Annotated in this window: 11 protein-coding genes, 1 tRNA gene and 1 pseudogene; 6 read left to right on the top strand and 7 right to left on the bottom strand. The window is 68.2% G+C overall.

The annotated features are described in order from the left end of the window. Positions 1–45 precede the first annotated feature (45 nt). The 5 genes and pseudogenes from HYZ11_10325 to coxB form a co-directional block, all read right to left on the bottom strand. Positions 46–729, bottom strand: coding sequence for a heme-copper oxidase subunit III (locus tag HYZ11_10325; protein ID MBI3127988.1), 684 nt, complete (start codon positions 727–729; stop codon positions 46–48). 155 nt (positions 730–884) lie between these two features. After that, on the bottom strand, positions 885–1,790 hold the full coding sequence (cyoE, locus tag HYZ11_10320) for a protoheme IX farnesyltransferase (protein ID MBI3127987.1): 906 nt from the start codon (positions 1,788–1,790) through the stop codon (positions 885–887). Continuing rightward, positions 1,790–2,731 carry a COX15/CtaA family protein gene (locus HYZ11_10315; GenBank protein ID MBI3127986.1) on the bottom strand — a complete coding sequence of 314 codons (942 nt, stop codon included), beginning with the start codon at positions 2,729–2,731 and terminating at the stop codon, positions 1,790–1,792. The genes cyoE and HYZ11_10315 overlap by 1 nt, the downstream gene beginning before the upstream one ends. Positions 2,732–3,160: 429 nt before the next feature. Beyond that, positions 3,161–4,723: pseudogene (locus tag HYZ11_10310) on the bottom strand (cbb3-type cytochrome c oxidase subunit I). A gap of 80 nt (positions 4,724–4,803) precedes the next feature. Then, entirely contained in the window at positions 4,804–5,484 is a 681-nt protein-coding gene (coxB, locus tag HYZ11_10305; GenBank protein ID MBI3127985.1) for a cytochrome c oxidase subunit II, read from the bottom strand. 358 nt (positions 5,485–5,842) lie between these two features. Between coxB and HYZ11_10300 the strand changes: the two genes are divergently transcribed. Then, a tRNA-Arg gene (locus HYZ11_10300) sits at positions 5,843–5,919 on the top strand. Between the two features lie 90 nt (positions 5,920–6,009). Here the strand turns inward: HYZ11_10300 and HYZ11_10295 are convergent. Then, the gene (locus HYZ11_10295) at positions 6,010–6,528 is read right to left on the bottom strand and encodes a hypothetical protein (GenBank protein MBI3127984.1); all 519 of its coding nucleotides are present in this window, start codon (positions 6,526–6,528) and stop codon (positions 6,010–6,012) included. A 777-nt stretch (positions 6,529–7,305) separates the two neighbouring features. Between HYZ11_10295 and HYZ11_10290 the strand changes: the two genes are divergently transcribed. The 3 genes from HYZ11_10290 to HYZ11_10280 are packed head-to-tail and all read left to right on the top strand — an operon-like array spanning position 7,306 to position 10,087. Next, the gene (locus tag HYZ11_10290) at positions 7,306–8,487 is read left to right on the top strand and encodes an OpgC domain-containing protein (protein MBI3127983.1); all 1,182 of its coding nucleotides are present in this window, start codon (positions 7,306–7,308) and stop codon (positions 8,485–8,487) included. Beyond that, complete coding sequence (locus HYZ11_10285; GenBank protein MBI3127982.1) at positions 8,484–9,260, top strand: hypothetical protein; 777 nt, start codon at positions 8,484–8,486, stop codon at positions 9,258–9,260. Before HYZ11_10290 ends, HYZ11_10285 begins: the two co-directional genes overlap by 4 nt. Further along, a complete protein-coding gene (locus HYZ11_10280) occupies positions 9,257–10,087 on the top strand; it encodes an SGNH/GDSL hydrolase family protein (GenBank protein ID MBI3127981.1) in 831 nt (276 codons plus the stop codon). The genes HYZ11_10285 and HYZ11_10280 overlap by 4 nt, the downstream gene beginning before the upstream one ends. A gap of 3 nt (positions 10,088–10,090) precedes the next feature. Here the strand turns inward: HYZ11_10280 and HYZ11_10275 are convergent, their stop codons facing one another. Further along, positions 10,091–11,695: an FAD-dependent thymidylate synthase gene (locus HYZ11_10275; protein ID MBI3127980.1), complete on the bottom strand. Its 1,605-nt coding sequence runs from the start codon at positions 11,693–11,695 to the stop codon at positions 10,091–10,093. A gap of 316 nt (positions 11,696–12,011) precedes the next feature. Here HYZ11_10275 and HYZ11_10270 point away from each other — a divergent pair, with 316 nt between their 5' ends. After that, a complete protein-coding gene (locus HYZ11_10270; GenBank protein ID MBI3127979.1) occupies positions 12,012–13,313 on the top strand; it encodes an efflux RND transporter periplasmic adaptor subunit in 1,302 nt (433 codons plus the stop codon). A gap of 55 nt (positions 13,314–13,368) precedes the next feature. After that, positions 13,369–16,590, top strand: coding sequence for an efflux RND transporter permease subunit (locus tag HYZ11_10265; GenBank protein MBI3127978.1), 3,222 nt, complete (start codon positions 13,369–13,371; stop codon positions 16,588–16,590). Positions 16,591–16,598: the final 8 nt, after the last annotated feature.

The raw sequence follows: 16,598 nt of genomic DNA, 5'->3' as shown, positions 1-16,598 counted from the left end.
CCACTATGCCATCCACCCCGGGGGGTGTCAACGAAAGCATGGGTCCTAAATCAGATAAACGAGGATGAAAAGCACCGGCCACAGCCCGACGACCAGGTGCCAGTACATCCCGCAGCACACCGCCGCGCCCCGGCGCTGGGGGCTGTAGGCCCCCAGCGCCGCGCGGACCAGCACGGCCAGCAGCCACACCACCCCGCAGAAGACGTGGAACGCGTGGGTCCCGATGATGGTGTAGAAGGTCGAGCCGTAGACGCCCGAGGAGGCGGTCAGGCCGAAGCTCAGCAGGCGCACCCACTCGAAACCCTGGATCAGCAGGAAGAGCGCCCCCAGGCCGGCCGTCATTCCCAGGAAGCGGAGGAGCATTCCATGATTCTCCCGGCGGAGCGCGCGCTGGGCCTGGACCATCGTCGCGCTGCTCGCCAGGAGAAAGAGCGTGTTCAGCGCGGTCAGGGCGATCGGGAGGCGGGGCTGGAAGGGCGGCGGCCAGGGCTGGCCGCTGAAGCGGAACACGAAAAAGGCCCCGATGAGGCCGGCGAAGAACATCGCCTCGGCCGCGATGAGGACGAGCATCGCGAGCTGGGCGTTGGTCAGGAGCGGCCTGGCCGCCGGATTCAGCGAATCGTCCGGCCCGCCCCAGCCTCCTCCCTCGTCGGGGGGGTCCACCGGCGGGGCCGGGGGGGGGACGGCGATCCCGGGCGTTTTCGGCGTATCGGCGACCGGCGAGGCCATATGCGGAATTCCCCGTGGCGGCCCGGACAGGGCGGCTCGATGACTACTTCCAGGCGGCCACGGCCACCGAGAAGGCGGTCAGGGCGGCGACCCCCAGGAAGAGCAGAAGGCCGACCCGCCAGTTCTTCGCCCGCAGGCTTTCGCGGCTCCGCATGTCAGGGCCCCCTCGGATCGAGCGCCATGACCAGCAGCACGAGCGGAAGATAGACCAGCGAGACGCCGAAGAGCCGCCGCGCGGAAGCGGTGGTCCGCTCCCGGGCCATGAGTACGGCGAAGGCCAGGTAGACGAGCCCCAGGATCAGGGCGACGAAGAAGTAGACCGTCCCCGCCAGCCCGATGAGCGAGGGCATCATCGCGGTGGGCAGGAGGGCGAGGCAGTAGCTCACCGCCTGCCGGCCCGTGCTGCGGCCGTCGGGCTCCTCCACCGGGAGCAGCCGGACGCCTGCCTCAAGGAATTCCTCCCGGTACAGCATTCCGATGGCGAGGGCGTGGGGGATCTGCCAGATGAACAGGATGGCGAAGAGGACGAAGGCGCCCAGCGAGAGCTCCCCCGCGGCCGCGGCCCAGCCGATGACCGGGGGAAGCGCCCCCGGCAGGGCCCCCACCACGCTGTTGAGCGAGGTGACGCGCTTGAGCGGGGTGTAGAGCAGCAGGTAGCTCGCCCCGGCCATGCCCGTCAGCAGGCCGGTGAGCGGGTTCACCAGGAAGCTCAGGTAGAAGAGCCCGCCCACCACGAGCGCCCCCCCGAAGACGAGCGCGTCGGCCTGCATCAGCCGCCCGCCGGGCAGGGGCCGGGTGCGGGTGCGCGCCATCCGGGCGTCCAGGTCCTCCTCGGCCGCCTGGTTGAGGGCCAGGGTCCCGCCCGTCGAGAGGGCGGTGCCGACGAGGGTGTGGATGAGGGCCTGGAAGCCGAGGCCCCCCCGCGAGGCGAGGTAATATCCGGCCGCCGTCGCCATGAGCACCATGGGGACGAGCCGGGGCTTGGTCAGGGAGAGATAGTCCGTCAGCCGGCGGGAGACGGCGCCCCTCCGGATGCCGATGGCGACGGCGCGGAAGCTCATCATGCCGTCACGTGGCGCGGGAAGGAGCCCACGGCCTCGGGCGCCGCGGCCCGCAGGCGCCGAAGCCAGATGGCGAGGACGACCGAACAGGCGAACAGAAGCGAGCCCCCCGCGACGTGGCCGGCGGTGAGGGCGATGACATACCCGTAGGGCACGAGGGCGTCGGCCCACTCGGTGTACTTGCCGATGAAGGCCCCCAGTCCGAGCAGGATCTGGGCCAGGAGAATGATCCACATGAGGTGCGCGGCCCGGCGCACCCCGGGATGGCCGCCGCACTCGTGGAGCGCCCGCGCCGAGGTCCACAGCACGGCCGCCGAGGCGATCACCGAGAACATCAGGTGGCCGTCGGGCCATTCCCCGGTGTGGCGGAGATGGGCGCCCAGGGCGGTCTGGATGAAGAGGGCGGCCGCGGCGAGCGAGGCCAGCCGGACCAGAGCCGGGCTCGCGGCGGGGCCCTCATCGTCCCGCCGCCACGCCCGCGAGGTGAACAGGGCGATCCCGGCCATCAGGCCGAAGAAAAGCTGCGCCGTGCATGCGTGGACCATCGCCAGGTCGAGCTTCAGGAGGACCACCCGCAGGCCCCCCAGCACGCCCTGGAGGATCACCAGCGCCAGGGCCCCCACGCCCAGGGCGCGCATCCACCTGCGCTCGTCGCGCCACAGGAGGAGCGCCGCGGTGAGGATGGTGAGGATGCCGGCGAGCGAGCCCATCAACCGGTGGGAGTGCTCGAACAGGATCCCCCCCACCATCTTGGACCAGGGGTAGGCGAACATGCTGTAGCCGAAGGTGGTGGGCCAGTCCGGGACGGCCAGCCCGGCCCCGAGGCTGGTCACCAGCGCCCCCACCGTGATGAGGAGAAGGGTGGCGCCCAGCGTGAGCAGGGCCAGGCGGTGAGCCCAGCCGCCTCCCGCGGGGGAGGCGCCCGAATACGGATGCGGCATGTGCTTCTCCGGCCCGGAGGGCTAGTGAGAGGCCGCCGCCGCCCGCGCCGACAAGGGCTGGGTCTGGGGCGCCCAATCCGCGGCCTCGCCGGGCACGCTGTACTCGTACGGTCCGCGCTGAACGACGGGCAGGGCCGGGCCGAAGTTCCCGTGGGGCGCCGGGGTGGGGGCCACCCACTCCAGGGTGTTCGCGTCCCAGGGGTTCTGGGCGGCGGCGCGGCCCATCTCCCCCATCTTCCTAGAGAGATAGGCGAAGATCAACACGAAGACCGCGGCGAAGACGGCTCCCGCGAAGACGCGCACCCCCGTGCCCGCGGGCTCCGCGGGCATCAGGCCGGCCGAGGCGACCACCGCCGCGCGGTAGGCGACGAGGCCGCAGACGAACGCGGTCACCGCCTGGGCGAGGGCGCGGAACCACCGGGCGTTCCAGCGGAAGATGCTGCCGAGGAAATTGAGAGCGAAGGGAATCTGGGAGAGGCCCAGGCCGAGGGCGCCCAGGGTGATGAGAACGTTGAGGGGCTGCATGTCCTTGAGGAAGTCGTACTGCATCGGGTTGTAGATGCGGCGCATGTGCCCGCCCACCCCGAGGATGTGCATCGGGAAGAAGGCGAGGTTGAAGAAGAAGAAGGTCAGCCAGAAGTGAATCTTCCCCAGGGCGTCGTCCATGTGCTTGTTGAACATCTTGGGGAACCAGTAGTGGACCCCGCCGAAGATGGCGAACATGCTGCCGCCGAAGATCACGTAATGGAAGTGGGCCACGATGAAGTAGGTGTCGTGGATGTAGATGTCCACCACGTTCGAGGCCATGAATATCCCGCTCAGCCCCCCGATCACGAACAGGATGACGAACGAGAGGGCGTGGAGCATCGGCACGGTGAAGAGGATGGAGCCGCCCCACAGGGTGCCCAGCCAGTTGAACGTCTTGATGGCCGAGGGGATGGCGATGACCAGCGTCGTCATCATGAAGGCCGACCCCAGGTAGGGGCTCATTCCCGACTGGAACATGTGGTGCCCCCACACGACCCAGGAGAGGAAGGCGATGGAGCACATGGAGTAGACCATCGCCCGGTAGCCGAAGATGGGCTTGCGGCTGAAGACGCTCAGGAGGTCCGAGGCGATCCCCATCCCGGGGAGGATGAGGATGTACACCTCGGGGTGGCCGAAGTACCAGAACAGGTGCTGCCACAGCAGGGGCTCGCCCCCCTGCGCCGGGTTGAAGAAGGTGGTGCCGAACACCCGGTCGAAGAAGAGCAGCGCCACCGCCGAGCCGAGGACGGGCAGGGCCAGCAGGCCCAGGATCGCCGTGATGAAGAGCGACCACACCGACAGCGGCATCCGGAACCAGCCCATCCCCTGGGTCCGCATGTTGATCACGGTGGTGATGTAGTTGACCGAGCCCATCAGCGAGGAGAGGCTGAGGATGAACAGGCTGACGGCCCAGAGGTTCTGGCCCCACTCCACGCCGGTGTACTTGGGGACGCTGGCGAGGGGTGCGTACGCGGTCCACCCCGCGGCGGCGTGGCCGCCCTCGACGAAGAAGCCCGCCATCATCACCGACCCGCCCAGCACCGCGAACCAGAAGGAAAGCATGTTGAGCGTGGGGAAAGCCATGTCCCGCGCGCCGATCATGAGCGGGATCAGGAAGTTCCCGAAGCAGCCGACCAGGATGGGCATCACGACCATGAACACCATGATGGTCGCGTGCATCGTGACCAGCATGTTGTAGAAGTTGGGCGTGACGATGCCCGTCGGCATGTTGTTGCTGTCGTCGGGCACCCAGCCGAAGCCCCACACCGGCGTCTCCGGCCAGGCGAGCTGCCAGCGGAATATGAGGGCGAAGACGCCCCCCAGCACCATCATGACGAGGCCCAGCCAGAGGAACTGCCTCGCGATCATCTTGTGGTCGAGGGAGAAGACGTAGGTGGACCAGAACCCGACCTGGTGGTGCTCCTGGTGGCCGTGGTGCACCGCGGATGCCGTGGTGTCGCTCATGATAAGGCTCGTCCCTCTCTCCTGAAGTTCAATGGCGTGAAAAGGCCGGCGCCGGGCCGCCTCCTCATTTCCTCCGGGCGCTACTGCCGCGACGCCTGCTGCGGAGGAGCCCAGGTTTTCTTGAGCCAGTCCTGAAAGCTCTCGGACGTGTGGACGACGAGCTCTCCCTTCATGCCGGAGTGGCCGAAGCCGCAGAGCTCGGCGCAGGGGATCTCGAACTTTCCGGTCTTGGTCAGGGTGAACCAGAGGGGGATGGTACGCCCGGGGACCACGTCCGCCTTCAGCCGGGCCTCCGGCATGAAGAAGCTGTGGATGACGTCCTCTCCCTTGAGGTGGATGAGGACCTTCTTGTTCACCGGCACGTTGAGCTGGTTGTCGAACTCCTTGTCGTCGGCGGTGCCGAACTTCCCGTCGGGCCCGGGGTAGCGGATGATCCAGTTGAACTGCTTCCCGGTCACCTCCACCCGGATGTCCGGGTTCTCGGGCGGGTTGAACTTGAGCCGGGCCCACGAGTTCTGGCTCACCAGGATGAAGGCGAGGAGGATGACGGCCGGGATCACCGTCCAGAGGATCTCCAGGGTGGTGTTCCCGTGAGTGTACTTGGCCCGCACCCCGGGCTTTTGCCGGTACATGACGATGAAGGCCAGCATGAAGGCCGCCACCAGGATGAACGTGACGGCCGTGAGGTAGTAGGAGATGTAGAACAGCCGGTCGATCTCGACCCCTTCGAGCGAGATGTTCTCCGGGAGCCAGCTCATCATGAGGGGCGTGTCCTCCGAACGTGCGCTTGGGCCCGCGTCGGAAATCCGGCTGGCCCGGAAAGAGAAAAATCCCCTGGACGAGAGGGCATCCCCGGCCTCCCGCTGGAGGAGCGGAGGGCCCGGCGCCCGGTCGCCCGAAGTGGGGGCGTGCGGCGAGTCTAGGGAGGTTTCGTGCGCATTTCAACCCGGGGAAGAAGACGAAAGAGTCTGATTTATGAGGGGTTGCGGGCCGGAAGGCCAGGCGCCGCCGGCCCGGCCGCGGGGCTTGCGCCCGGCGGGGCGGCCGCCCTTGACGAACGCCGGGCGGGTGAGTAGCTTCCATGCGGACGGCGGAGGGGATACTCCGCCGGCCCCCCAAGCGCCTGTAGCTCAGCTGGATAGAGCGTCTGACTACGGATCAGAAGGTCGGGAGTTCGAATCTCTCCAGGCGCACCAGAAAAATCAAGGGCCTGCGGACGCATCCGCAGGCCCTTTTTTTGTGCCCAGGTCTGTATCGGGGAGAGCGGCCCCGCGGCGAAGAGTTCTCTAGGGATAGAACCTCAGCATCCCCGGGTGGCGGCGCCAGAAGAAGGCGCCCATGGCGGCCGCCGCGAGGAAGTTGCCCGCCAGGATGGCCGGGACCGTGAGGGCGTGCACCACGCCTTCGGCGAAGATGCTGCTCACCGCGATGAAGCCGAACTCGAAGAAGACGAAGAGGAGAAAGATCCCGAAACCGTAGTTCGGGTCGCGCTCGGCCAGGCGGATGAGCCAGGCGGCGGCCACCCCGATGGCCACGAAGACGAGGGTGTGCACCCAGGTGAAGGTGATGACCATCTCGAAGGAGACGGGCACGCTCTGGGCCGAGGCGGCGTCCACGCCCCCCCGGAAGAGGGCGGTCCCCAGGACGCTCGGCGTGAAGAGCGGCCTCCCCTGGTAGAGGTCCAGAAGAAAGAACCACAGGGCGATGGTGGCGGCGCCGATGAGCCCCCCCGCCATGCCCTCCTCATAGACCTTGGAGTTCGGGCGGGTGATTTCTGCCGTACGGCCGCCGGGGCTGGGGACCATGGCCGATTCTCCCGCATGCGGCGGCGAAACGCGGAACCCGATCCGGGACTGCCTCACTATGCCGACAAGCGCAACCGGAGATTTATTCCCCGGGCGCGAAAGGACGAACCGGTAAGCTCCGGCCATCCTCAGCAACCCTAATATAGGATGGGGTTGAGGAATTGAGGACTGGATGAAGCGAAAAAGGCCGGGGCCACGCCCTCCCAGGCCGGTTCGGGCAATGAGATTTGGGGCGAAAGCAGGCGCGAAAGTGCACTCTGTGGCCCCTCGGGTAAGGATCCCCCTCGCCCTCGGCAACGAAGCGCCCGGCGAACCATCCCATAATAATTCACATCGTTTAATCTGAATGGATTGGGGCCGCGTGACGCCGGCGGAGGTCCTGCCCCTCAGGCGCCCCCGCTACCCGGGTTGAAGAAGATCCAGGGGTTTCTTCGCTCGGGGTTGCGCACGAGCCGTCCCCATTTCAAGAACCCAAACGCCGCCACGAAAGCGGCGAATATGCTCGTCAAGATGAGTAATTCATGCCACATTCTCGTCTTTCCTTCGCAGGCGGCAAGCGGGCTCACGAACCTCTAACGCATTTGGACCTCACCGGGTTCCGGCGAGTCTCTCTTCCGTTTGCGCCTCTCTTGTTGGCAAGATAATAGGCGGCGGCGTATCGGGCCAGGATTTTTTGGGCCGCGAAACCGGCGAAAGGCCGGATGACGGAAAGCGCCGGTTTCGATAAAATGAGACTGTTTTTTTGAAGCTTGGGGAATTGGGAGGAAGCGCGTCCGGATGAGCGGGCCTACGGGCATGGATCGGGACCTACGGCTCGACTTCTTCCGCGGCCTCGCCCTCTTCTCTATCTTCATCGATCACGTCCCGAACAACATCCTCGCCGAGTTCACGCTCCAGTCGCTGATGTTCTCGGACGCGGCCGAGGTCTTCATCCTCATCTCCGGGTACACCGCCGGCATGGTCTACGGCCGCGCGATGGAGCGCCAGGGCTTCGCGCTGGCGGGGCTCCGGGTCTACCACCGGGTCTGGCAGCTCTACGTCGCCCACATTTTTCTCTTCGTGATGTTCATGGCGATGATGGCCTACACGGTCAACAACCTGAACAACTCCCTCTACGCCGAGGAGTTCCGCGCCGCCGATTTCCTGAACGAGCCCGGCCTGGCGGTGGTGAAGGCGCTGACGCTCCAGTTCCAGCCGGCGTTCATGGACATCCTGCCGCTCTACATCGTCCTGCTCGCGGCCCTGCCCTTCGTCCTGGCGGGTTTCGGGGCGTGGCCGAGGGCGGTGCTGTGTTTCTGCCTGGCCGTCTGGCTGGCGGTCCAGTTCGACAAGCGAGTCGCCCTGCCGGCCTACCCGGGGCCGGACCGGGTGTGGTTCTTCAACCCGTTCGGCTGGCAGGCCTTGTTCTTCCTGGGCGCCTGGCTCGGCTGGCGGGGGACGCGCGGCCGCATCTCCTGGCTTGATAAGCATTGGCTGTTGCGCGCCGCGGCCGCCTTCGCGGCGACGGGACTCGTCGTCCGCTTCAACTGGACGCTGCATGGGTTGTACGATCCAATCCCCGTCCTGGTCAGTGGAAAGCCGTTGTGGCCTTTCCTGAGCAAGGCGAACCTGGGGCTGCTGCGGTTCCTCAACGTGCTCGCCCTCGCCCTGCTGGTGGCCCGCCTCATCCACCCCCAGGCGAAGTTCCTGGCGGGCCGCTTCGGGTGGCCCTTCGCCGTCTGCGGGAGGAACTCCCTCCACATCTTCTGCCTCGGCATCCTGCTCTCCGTGCTGGGGCACCTGGCGCTCAACGAGTTCTACGGCGGCATCCCGATGCAGCTCGCCGTGTCCGCCGCCGGGGTCGCCATCATGATCGGCGTCGCGGCCTTCATGGAGTGGTTCGACGCGGCGCTGGCGGCGTCCCGGGCGAAGCCGGTCCATACGCCGGTGCCCAGCGCCGGCGGAGGAGAAGGGGCATGAGGCTTCTTTCCTTGCGCTCCTCCGCCGCCGCGATGCTGGCCGCCGGCGCCCTGTCCGTGGCGGGGATGGCCGCCGCCCAGGAGCGGGAGTGCCCCGTCCCCGAGATGTTCTTCGCCTTCGAGCCGGCGCTCCCTAGGACGGCGCGGGCGCTCGCCGAGGGCCGCGAGGCCGTCATCGTGGCGCTGGGCGGGGCTTCCACGCTCGGGCGCGCGGCCGGCGCCGCGGAACGCGGCTGGCCGGCGCGGATGGCCGCCGCGCTCGCCGCGCGCTTCCCCTCCGCCCGGATCAAGATGGTGAACCTCGGGGTGCCGCGCCAGACGGCCAAGGAGGCCGCCGCCCGCCTGGAGCGCGACGTGCTCCCCTTGAAGCCCGTGCTCGTAATCTGGGAGACGGGGACGATGGAAGCCGTCCGGGGGATCGACATCGACTATTTCCAGGAAACGCTGCAGGCCGGAATCGACGATCTGCTCTCCGCCGGGATCGAGGTGGTGCTGATGAACATGCAGTTCTCGCGCCGCACCCACGCGATGATCAATTTCCCGCCCTATCTCATCGCCTTGCGCGAGGTGGCCGACGTCAACGATGTCGCCGTGTTCCGGCGCCACGGAATCATGCGCCACTGGGCCGAGACGGGGGCGCTGGACCTGGGGGTCAGCGGCAAGGAGGAGCGCCGAAAGCTCGCCGTGAAGCTCTACGACTGCATCGGCCGGGCGGCGGCCGAATTCATCGCGCGCAAGCCCCAGCCCGAAAGCCGCCCCGAAAGCCGCCCATGAAGGCCGCCGGACTCGCCGCCGCGCTCCTTCTGGCCGCCGGCGCCCCCGCCGGCGCCGCGCCCGGCGCGCCGCGCTGCGACGCCCCCCAGGAGGTGGTCCGTTTCAAGGTCCCCCTGCCCAGGACGGCTCGGGCCATCCGGCGCGGCAATGCCCTCGTTGTCGTGGCCATCGGCTCCTCCTCCACGGAGGGCGTCGGCGCCTCCAGCCCCGCCCATGCCTATCCCGCGCGCCTGGCCGAGGAGCTCCGCCGCCGGTGGCCGCGCCTCTCCGTTGTGGTCCTCAACATGGGAATCGGCGGGGAGACGGCCGACCAGATGCTCGCCCGCTTCGAGCGCGACGTGCTGCCCTACCGCCCCCACCTCGTGATCTGGCAGACCGGAAGCAATCAGGTGATCAAGCGGGGCGGCGGCCTCAAGGGCTACTCCGACACCATCCACGCCGGAATCAAGCGCCTCCAGGCGGCCCGCATCGACGTCGTGCTCATGGATCCCCAGTACGCCCCGCGCGTCATCGCCCGCCCCGTGCACCGGCGCATCGTGGACTCCATCTCCGCGGCGGCCGGCGACGCGAAGGTGGCGCTCTTCCGGCGCTTCGCCGTCATGCGTTACTGGATCGACAGCAAGCAGCACAGGATGGAAGATGTCATCCACCGCGACAAGCTGCACATGAACGACACGAGCTACCGCTGCATCGCCCTCCTCCTGGCCGACAGCCTGGCGGCGGCGGCCCGCGGCGCGCCGCCCGGGGGCGAAGCCCCTCCCCTCGCCGCCGGCCCCGGCCGCGCGGGCCCTGCGTGGCAAGGGGGAGCGGGGACTTCCATTCCATAACGCTCAGGGCTTGGCGGCCCGCTCAGCCTCGCCCGGGAAAAGCTGCTCCCACGCCTGAGCGAACTGGTGCTTTCCCACGGCGAGCTGGAGGGCGCCGGGCATGACCCGGCGCGCGAGGCGGAGCATCTTCGCCGCCTTATCCCGGATGTCCCATTGCGCGTGCGGATCCTCGCGCAGGCGCGAGACGTGGCAGAGCTCCCGGACGTTCGATGTGAAGAGCACCCGCCGCCGGTGGGCGTTGGTGAGGACGTAGGGGGCGGCCAGCGGCGCCTTGTCCGCGATGGCGAAGAAGACCGCGTCCGTCTCCTCGACGGCGGCGCGGAACTCTCCCTCGGCCCCCGCCTGGACGATGGAAACCGGCACGGTCACGCCCAGGGCGGGGTCGTAGGGCTGGACGTTCAGGGTGGACATCCGGTGGCGCTTGATCTGCCCGAAGCAGGCGGCCGAGAGCGTGATCTCGAAGACGCAGCGGGCGTTCTCGAACTCGCGGAGCACCGGGTCGAAGCTCTTCATGTGCCGGAAGGTGGAGGCCATGAAGCGCCGGCGCTCCTCATCCCCCATGGCGCGGGCGGCGGCCAGGCACTCGCCCATCGGGCGGCGGGAGCCCGAGTGAAGCAGCGCGGCCGCGATGAGGGCGTCGGCCTCCGGGGTGGCGTCCACCAGGGCGACCTCCCCTTCCTCCGCCAGGGGACCGGCCGGCGGGAGGTCCCTCAGCCGTACGAGCGCCTCCTCCGCCGCCTCGCGCAGCTCGGCGCGGGCGAGCCGGTTGTACGGGGTGGGGTGGACGTACTTCACCAGCGAGGGAGCCACCCCTTCCATGGCCTCGAAGAGACGGCGGCCGTACTCGCGGACCTCGGCCAGCGGATGTGAGGCGCACCGGCTGACGACGTGCTCGACGCTCCGGGCGCTCAGGGTCATGCCCACCTGGGTCTCGGTGGCCAGGGAGACGATGTAGCGGGCGTCCTCCTTGGCCCAGCCCTCGAGCGTCTTGTGGTTCTTCTTGGAGGCGGCGAGGTCCGGGTTGCGGTCGAACACCCAGGGCCGCAGCTTCTCGTACAGCCGGTGGTAGCAGGCGTTCTGGGCCTTGATGGTCTCGGCGAAGCGCGGCGCGAGGCCCGCCTCCTCGATCTCCCGGGGGATGACGAAGTCGTCCTCGAGGAGGATGTAGCGCTGGCTTTTCTCTGTGTAGGCGAGGAGGCGGAACTTCTCGATCTCCTCGACGGCGTAGCGGCTCACCTCCATCACGTCGATATTGAAGCAGGCGTGCTCGGCCACCGAGCTATGCCCGTACTCGAAGATGATGGTCTGGTTGCTCTTGCGGGCCTTCTCCACCTCGTCGCGCGCCACGGCCCGCAGCTCGTCCAGGGCGCGCGGGTCCCGGCTGATGCGGGCGTAGGCGGCGCTGATGGACTCGGGGGTCAGGTTGTCCCGGCCGAGGAACTCCGCCGTCCGCCGCTGGAGCTCGGCCGCCTGGGCGCGCAGCTCGGCCTCGCTCATGGCGTCGAGGCGGTTCTCCTCCCATCCCGAGGCGACCGGCTCGAGGATCTGGGTCTTGAGGTGGCGGAGGAGCTCGATGTCGATGTTATGCCCGGCCAGGAGGATTCGCATAAAGGTTCCACTCGGGGCGGTGAGGCTCGGGAAGAAGGGTTTGTGCCCCCGGATTATGAACCCTGCGGAGGGGGGCCTTCAAGGAATTTCATGCGGACGGACCCCGAGCGCGTCTAAGCGGTTGAAAAGCGGCAAAAGACGGGCCGCTCCGGTTCTCGAATCCTAACGCCCGATTTCAGGCGGCCGGTTGCATCCGATGGGTCGCTTTGGGATGATGCGCCCTCCATTCGCGGGGGCTCTCCCGCCGTTTCGTGCCGGGAGAGCCGTTGCGCCCCGTTGCCGCCGGAGGACTTCGGACACGTCCCGAAGAACGCCCTTGCCCAAAAATCACGCATATCCCTCCATATTCTCTTTTTTCGCCCTCCTGTTCCTGGGGCTCGCGGCCTCCGCGCACGCCGGGCCCGCCGGGCCCCCGGGGATGCAGCGGCCGGCGCCGCTCGTGACGCTCGGCGAGATCACCCAGCGCGAGGTCCGCAGCCAGCTGACCGCCGTGGGGACGGTGGCGCCGAACCGGATGTCGGTGGTGAGCAGCGAGATCGAAGGGCGGGCCAAGGAGGTGCCGGTGCGGGAGGGGGACTACGTCATCGCCGGAAAGAGCGTGCTGGCCCGCCTGCAGCGTTCGGACCTGGAATTCGACCGGAAGATCCTCCAGGCGGAATTGGAGAAGACCCGCCAGGAGCACCTGCGCCTCCAGCGCTCGCAGTTTGCCGAGGCCGGGGGGCTCCGCGCCCGGGTGGAGGACTGGAACAGCCGGGTGAAGCGGGCGGAGGCCGAAGTCCGGCGCATCCGGGAGCGCGTCGAGAAGCGCCTGGAGGACCGCTCCGCGCTCGACCGCGCAATCGCGAGCCTGGAGAGCACGAAGCGAGAGGCGCTCGAGTCCGCCCAGTTCCTCCGGACGGCCGAGACGGGCTTCCGCCAGGAGGAGATCGCCAAGGCGAAGGCGGACATGGAGCGGGTGCAGGCCCAGATCGCCCGGGTGGACGACGATCTCTCGAAAGCCGTCATCCGCTCCCCCCTGACCGGGTTCGTGACGGAGAAGGCGCTCGAGGTCGGGCAGTGGGTGCAGAAGGGGGGGCGCGTGGCCGAGGTGGCCGAGATGGGCCAGATGGTGGTGCGCGTGCCGATCTCGGAGAGCCACATCGAGAAGGTCCGCGCCGGAGATTCGGTGCGCATCATCTTCGACGCCCTAGGCAACCAGGACTTCACCGGCAAGATCCGCGCCGTCATCCCCAAGGCCGACCCCAAGAGCCGCACCTTCCCGGTCGAGGCCGAGCTGCCGAACACGCCGGACCATTCGATCAAGGCCGGGATGTTCGCCCGCCTGACGATGGAGTACGGCGCCTCGGCCCGGGCCATCCTCGTGCCGAAGGACGCCGTCCAGCTCAGGGCGAGGCGGACGACGGTCTTCGTGTTCGAGGGCGGGAAAGTCCGCGAGGTGGAGTTCACCGCCGGGCGGACCGTGGACTCCTTCATCGAGGTGGCGGGGGGGGACCTCCGCCCCGGCATGAAGGTCGTCATCCAGGGGAACGAGGGCCTGACCGACGGCATGACGGTACAGCCCCGGGCCCTCCAAGGCCCGCCGGCCGCCCCCTCCGCCAGCCAGGGGGGACGCGGATGAGCCTCCGCAGGTTGGATGCGGCCTTTTCTGCCTCCGGCCGCCGCCGGGAGGGCGTATGAAGATCATCCACGCCTGCGTCCGCTACCCCGTCACCATCATGGTCGGGGTGATCCTGGCGGTGCTGTTCGGCGTCATCAGCCTCTACCGCATCCCCGTCCAGATGACCCCCACCGTGGACCGGCCCGTGATCACGGTGGAGACCACCTACAAGGGCGCGGCCCCCCTCGAGATGGAGGAGGAGGTCACCAACCGCCTCGAGGAGAAGCTCACCTCGGTCGAGGGCCTCACCCTGATGACCTCGAACAGCGAGGAGGACCGCTCCCGGGTGATCCTGGAGTTCGACTGGGGCATGAACAAGGACATCGCCCGGCTCGACGTCTCCGAGAAGCTCGGCCTCGTGAAGGACTTCCCGATCGACGCGGAGCGGCCCGTCATCCAGGCCGTCAACTCCGACGCGGAGCAGCCGATCGCCTGGATCGTCGTGGACACGGACCTGCCCATCAACGAGGTGCGGGTCGAGGGGGACGACGTCATCCGCCCGAAGCTGGAGCGGGTGCCGGGGGTGGGGGCCGTCTGGATGTTCGGCGGGGAGGACCGGCAGGTCCGCGTCACGCTGGACTACGCGGCCATGAGCGCCCGCGGGGTGACCGTCGGGGCCCTGCGGGAGGCCCTCCTCCGGGAGAACCAGAACACCAAGGGCGGCTCCATCGACGAGGGGAAGCGCCGCTACTCCGTGCGGACGGTGGGGAGCTTCACCTCGCTCGACCACCTCCGGAACACCATCGTGGCGCAGTCGCCGGGGGGCACCATCTACCTTCGCGACATCGCCAAGGTGAGCTTCGCCTACGAGGACCCGGTCAACCGCATCCGCATCAATCGAAAGCAGACCATGGGCTTCGGCGTGCTGCGCAAGACGGGTTCCAACACCATCGAGGTGATGGCCGGCCTCAAGCAGACCATCCGCGAGATCAACGAGGTCTACCGGGGCCGCGGCATCCAGCTCCGCCAGGTCTACGACGAAACCGACTACATCTACCAGTCCCGCGGGCTCGTGACGGGCAACATTTATGTCGGCGGCGCGCTGGCCGTGCTGGTGCTGCTCTTTTTCCTCGGCAGCGTCTCGAGCGTGCTCGTCCTGGCGTTTGCGATACCCATTTCGGTCATTTCCACCTTCATCTTCGTCTACGTCTTCGGCCGCTCGATCAACATCATCTCCCTGGCAGGGCTCGCCTTCGCCGTGGGCATGGTGGTGGACAACTCGATCGTCGTCCTGGAGAACATCTACCGGCACCGCGAGATGGGCAAGGACCGCTGGCGGGCCGCCATGGACGGAGGCGCCGAGGTCTGGGGGGCGGTGCTGGCGTCGACCCTGACCACGCTGGCTGTCTTCATTCCGGTGCTCTTCGTTCAGGACGAGGCCGGGCAGCTCTTCCGGGACATCGCCATCGCGATCAGCGTCGCCGTCGGCCTCTCCCTCATCGTCTCCCTCACCGTGGTGCCGATGCTGAGCGCGCGGCTGCTCCGAACGTCCGGCACGAACACCTGGCTGTCCCGGCTCCAGGAGCGCCTGGGCGTGTTCGCCGTGGGCCGTTTCGTGCAGGCGGCGCTCGCCTGGCAGCTCGGATGGCTGCTCAAGGGTGTGGCGCGCCGCGTGGTGTTCGTGGGGGCGCTGACGGGGCTTTCCCTCATCCTCGCCTGGGTGTTCTTTCCCCCCATCGATTACCTCCCGAAGGGGAACCGGAACCTCATCTTCGCTTTTTTCCGCACACCGGCGGGACTGAACCTCGAGGAGATCGACCGCTTCGTCACCGGGGTGGAGGAGAAGATTAGCCAGGTGCCGGAGATCGAGCGCTTTTTCGCCGTCAGCCGGCTCCAGAACCCGATCATGGGCATCCTGGCCAAGGGGGAGTACGCCGACCAGGAGTCCATGCGGCGCATCGTGGGAAAGCTCATGGGCCTGGTCCAGGGCGTCCCGGGCGTTCAGGCCTTCGTGACGCAGGCGGAGCTGTTCCGGCGCCGCGGCGGCGGCTTCATCGGCGGGATCAACCTTCAGGTGGACGTGCGCGGCTCCAGCCTGGACGAAATCCAGCGCATCGCGGCCGACATCGAGGGCCGCGCCCGGCGGATGAAGGGCGTGAACTTCGTCAACAGCAGCTTCGACCTCGGGAACCCCGAGCTCCAGGTGCACGTGGACCGGGAGCGGGCGGCCGACCTGGGGGTCTCGGTACGCGAGGTGGGCGACATCGTCGAGACGCTGGTGAACGGCACCCGGGCGGGGCTCTTCCGCGACCAGGGCAAGGAGCTCGACATCGTGCTCCGGGCGCCGCTCTCGGACTTCCGCAGGACGCAGGACCTCTCGAGGGTCAAGGTCCACACCGCGGCGGGGCGCATGGTCCAGCTCAACGACCTGGCCGAGATCCGCTTGGACCTGGGCCCGACCAAGGTCGAGCACATAGACCGCGACCGCTCCCTCACCCTCACCGTCAACATCAGCGACGCGTTTCCGCTCCAGATGGCCATCGATCTCATGAAGCGGGAGGTGATCGAGCCGGTGCGCGCGGGCTTGCCGCTCGGGTACTCGGTGGACGTGACGGGGCGGGCGAAGGACCTGGCCCGGGCCTGGGACGCCCTGAAGTGGTCGTTCCTGCTGGCCCTTTTGATCACCTACCTGCTCATGGCCTCGCTCTTCGAGTCGTGGAGCTACCCGCTGATCATCATGTTCAGCGTTCCCTTCGCGGCGACGGGCGGCGTCCTCCTCGTCAGCGTCATGAACTGGATCGAGCCGTCCATCAAGATGGACACGGTGACCATGCTCGGCTTCATCATCCTGACCGGGACGGTGGTGAACAACGCCATCCTGATCGTCCACCAGGCGCTCAACCACGCCGCCTCCGGCCTCCCCATGCGCGAGGCCATCCTGGAGAGCTCGCGCGACCGCATGCGGCCCATCTTCATGACCACCACCACCACCGTGCTGGGGATGCTCCCGCTCGTCGTGAGCTCGGGCGCGGGCAGCGAGCTCTACCGGGGGCTGGGCTCGGCCGTCCTCGGCGGCCTCGCCGTCGCCACCCTGTTCACGCTGGTGATGATCCCCGCTCTCCTGTCGCTGTGGGTGGACTTCCTGGAGTGGGCGCGGCCGGGCCAGACGGCCGCCTCGGTGCAGGCCTTCGCCGAGATGAGCGGCCTGGGGGGAGACGGGACGAACGGATCTGCCCGCGAGGGCGCGAACGGCGTCCCGGCCGGGGCCGAGTCCAAGCGCGGGGAAGGGCGCGGCTGAGGCGCCGG

It is taken from the genome of Candidatus Tectomicrobia bacterium, from assembly GCA_016192135.1.
In the GTDB taxonomy this organism is placed as follows: Bacteria; UBA8248; UBA8248; order UBA8248; family UBA8248; genus 2-12-FULL-69-37.
The sequence above is the reverse complement of the archived record's forward strand: the minus strand, read 5'-3'. Positions and strand labels throughout refer to the sequence as shown.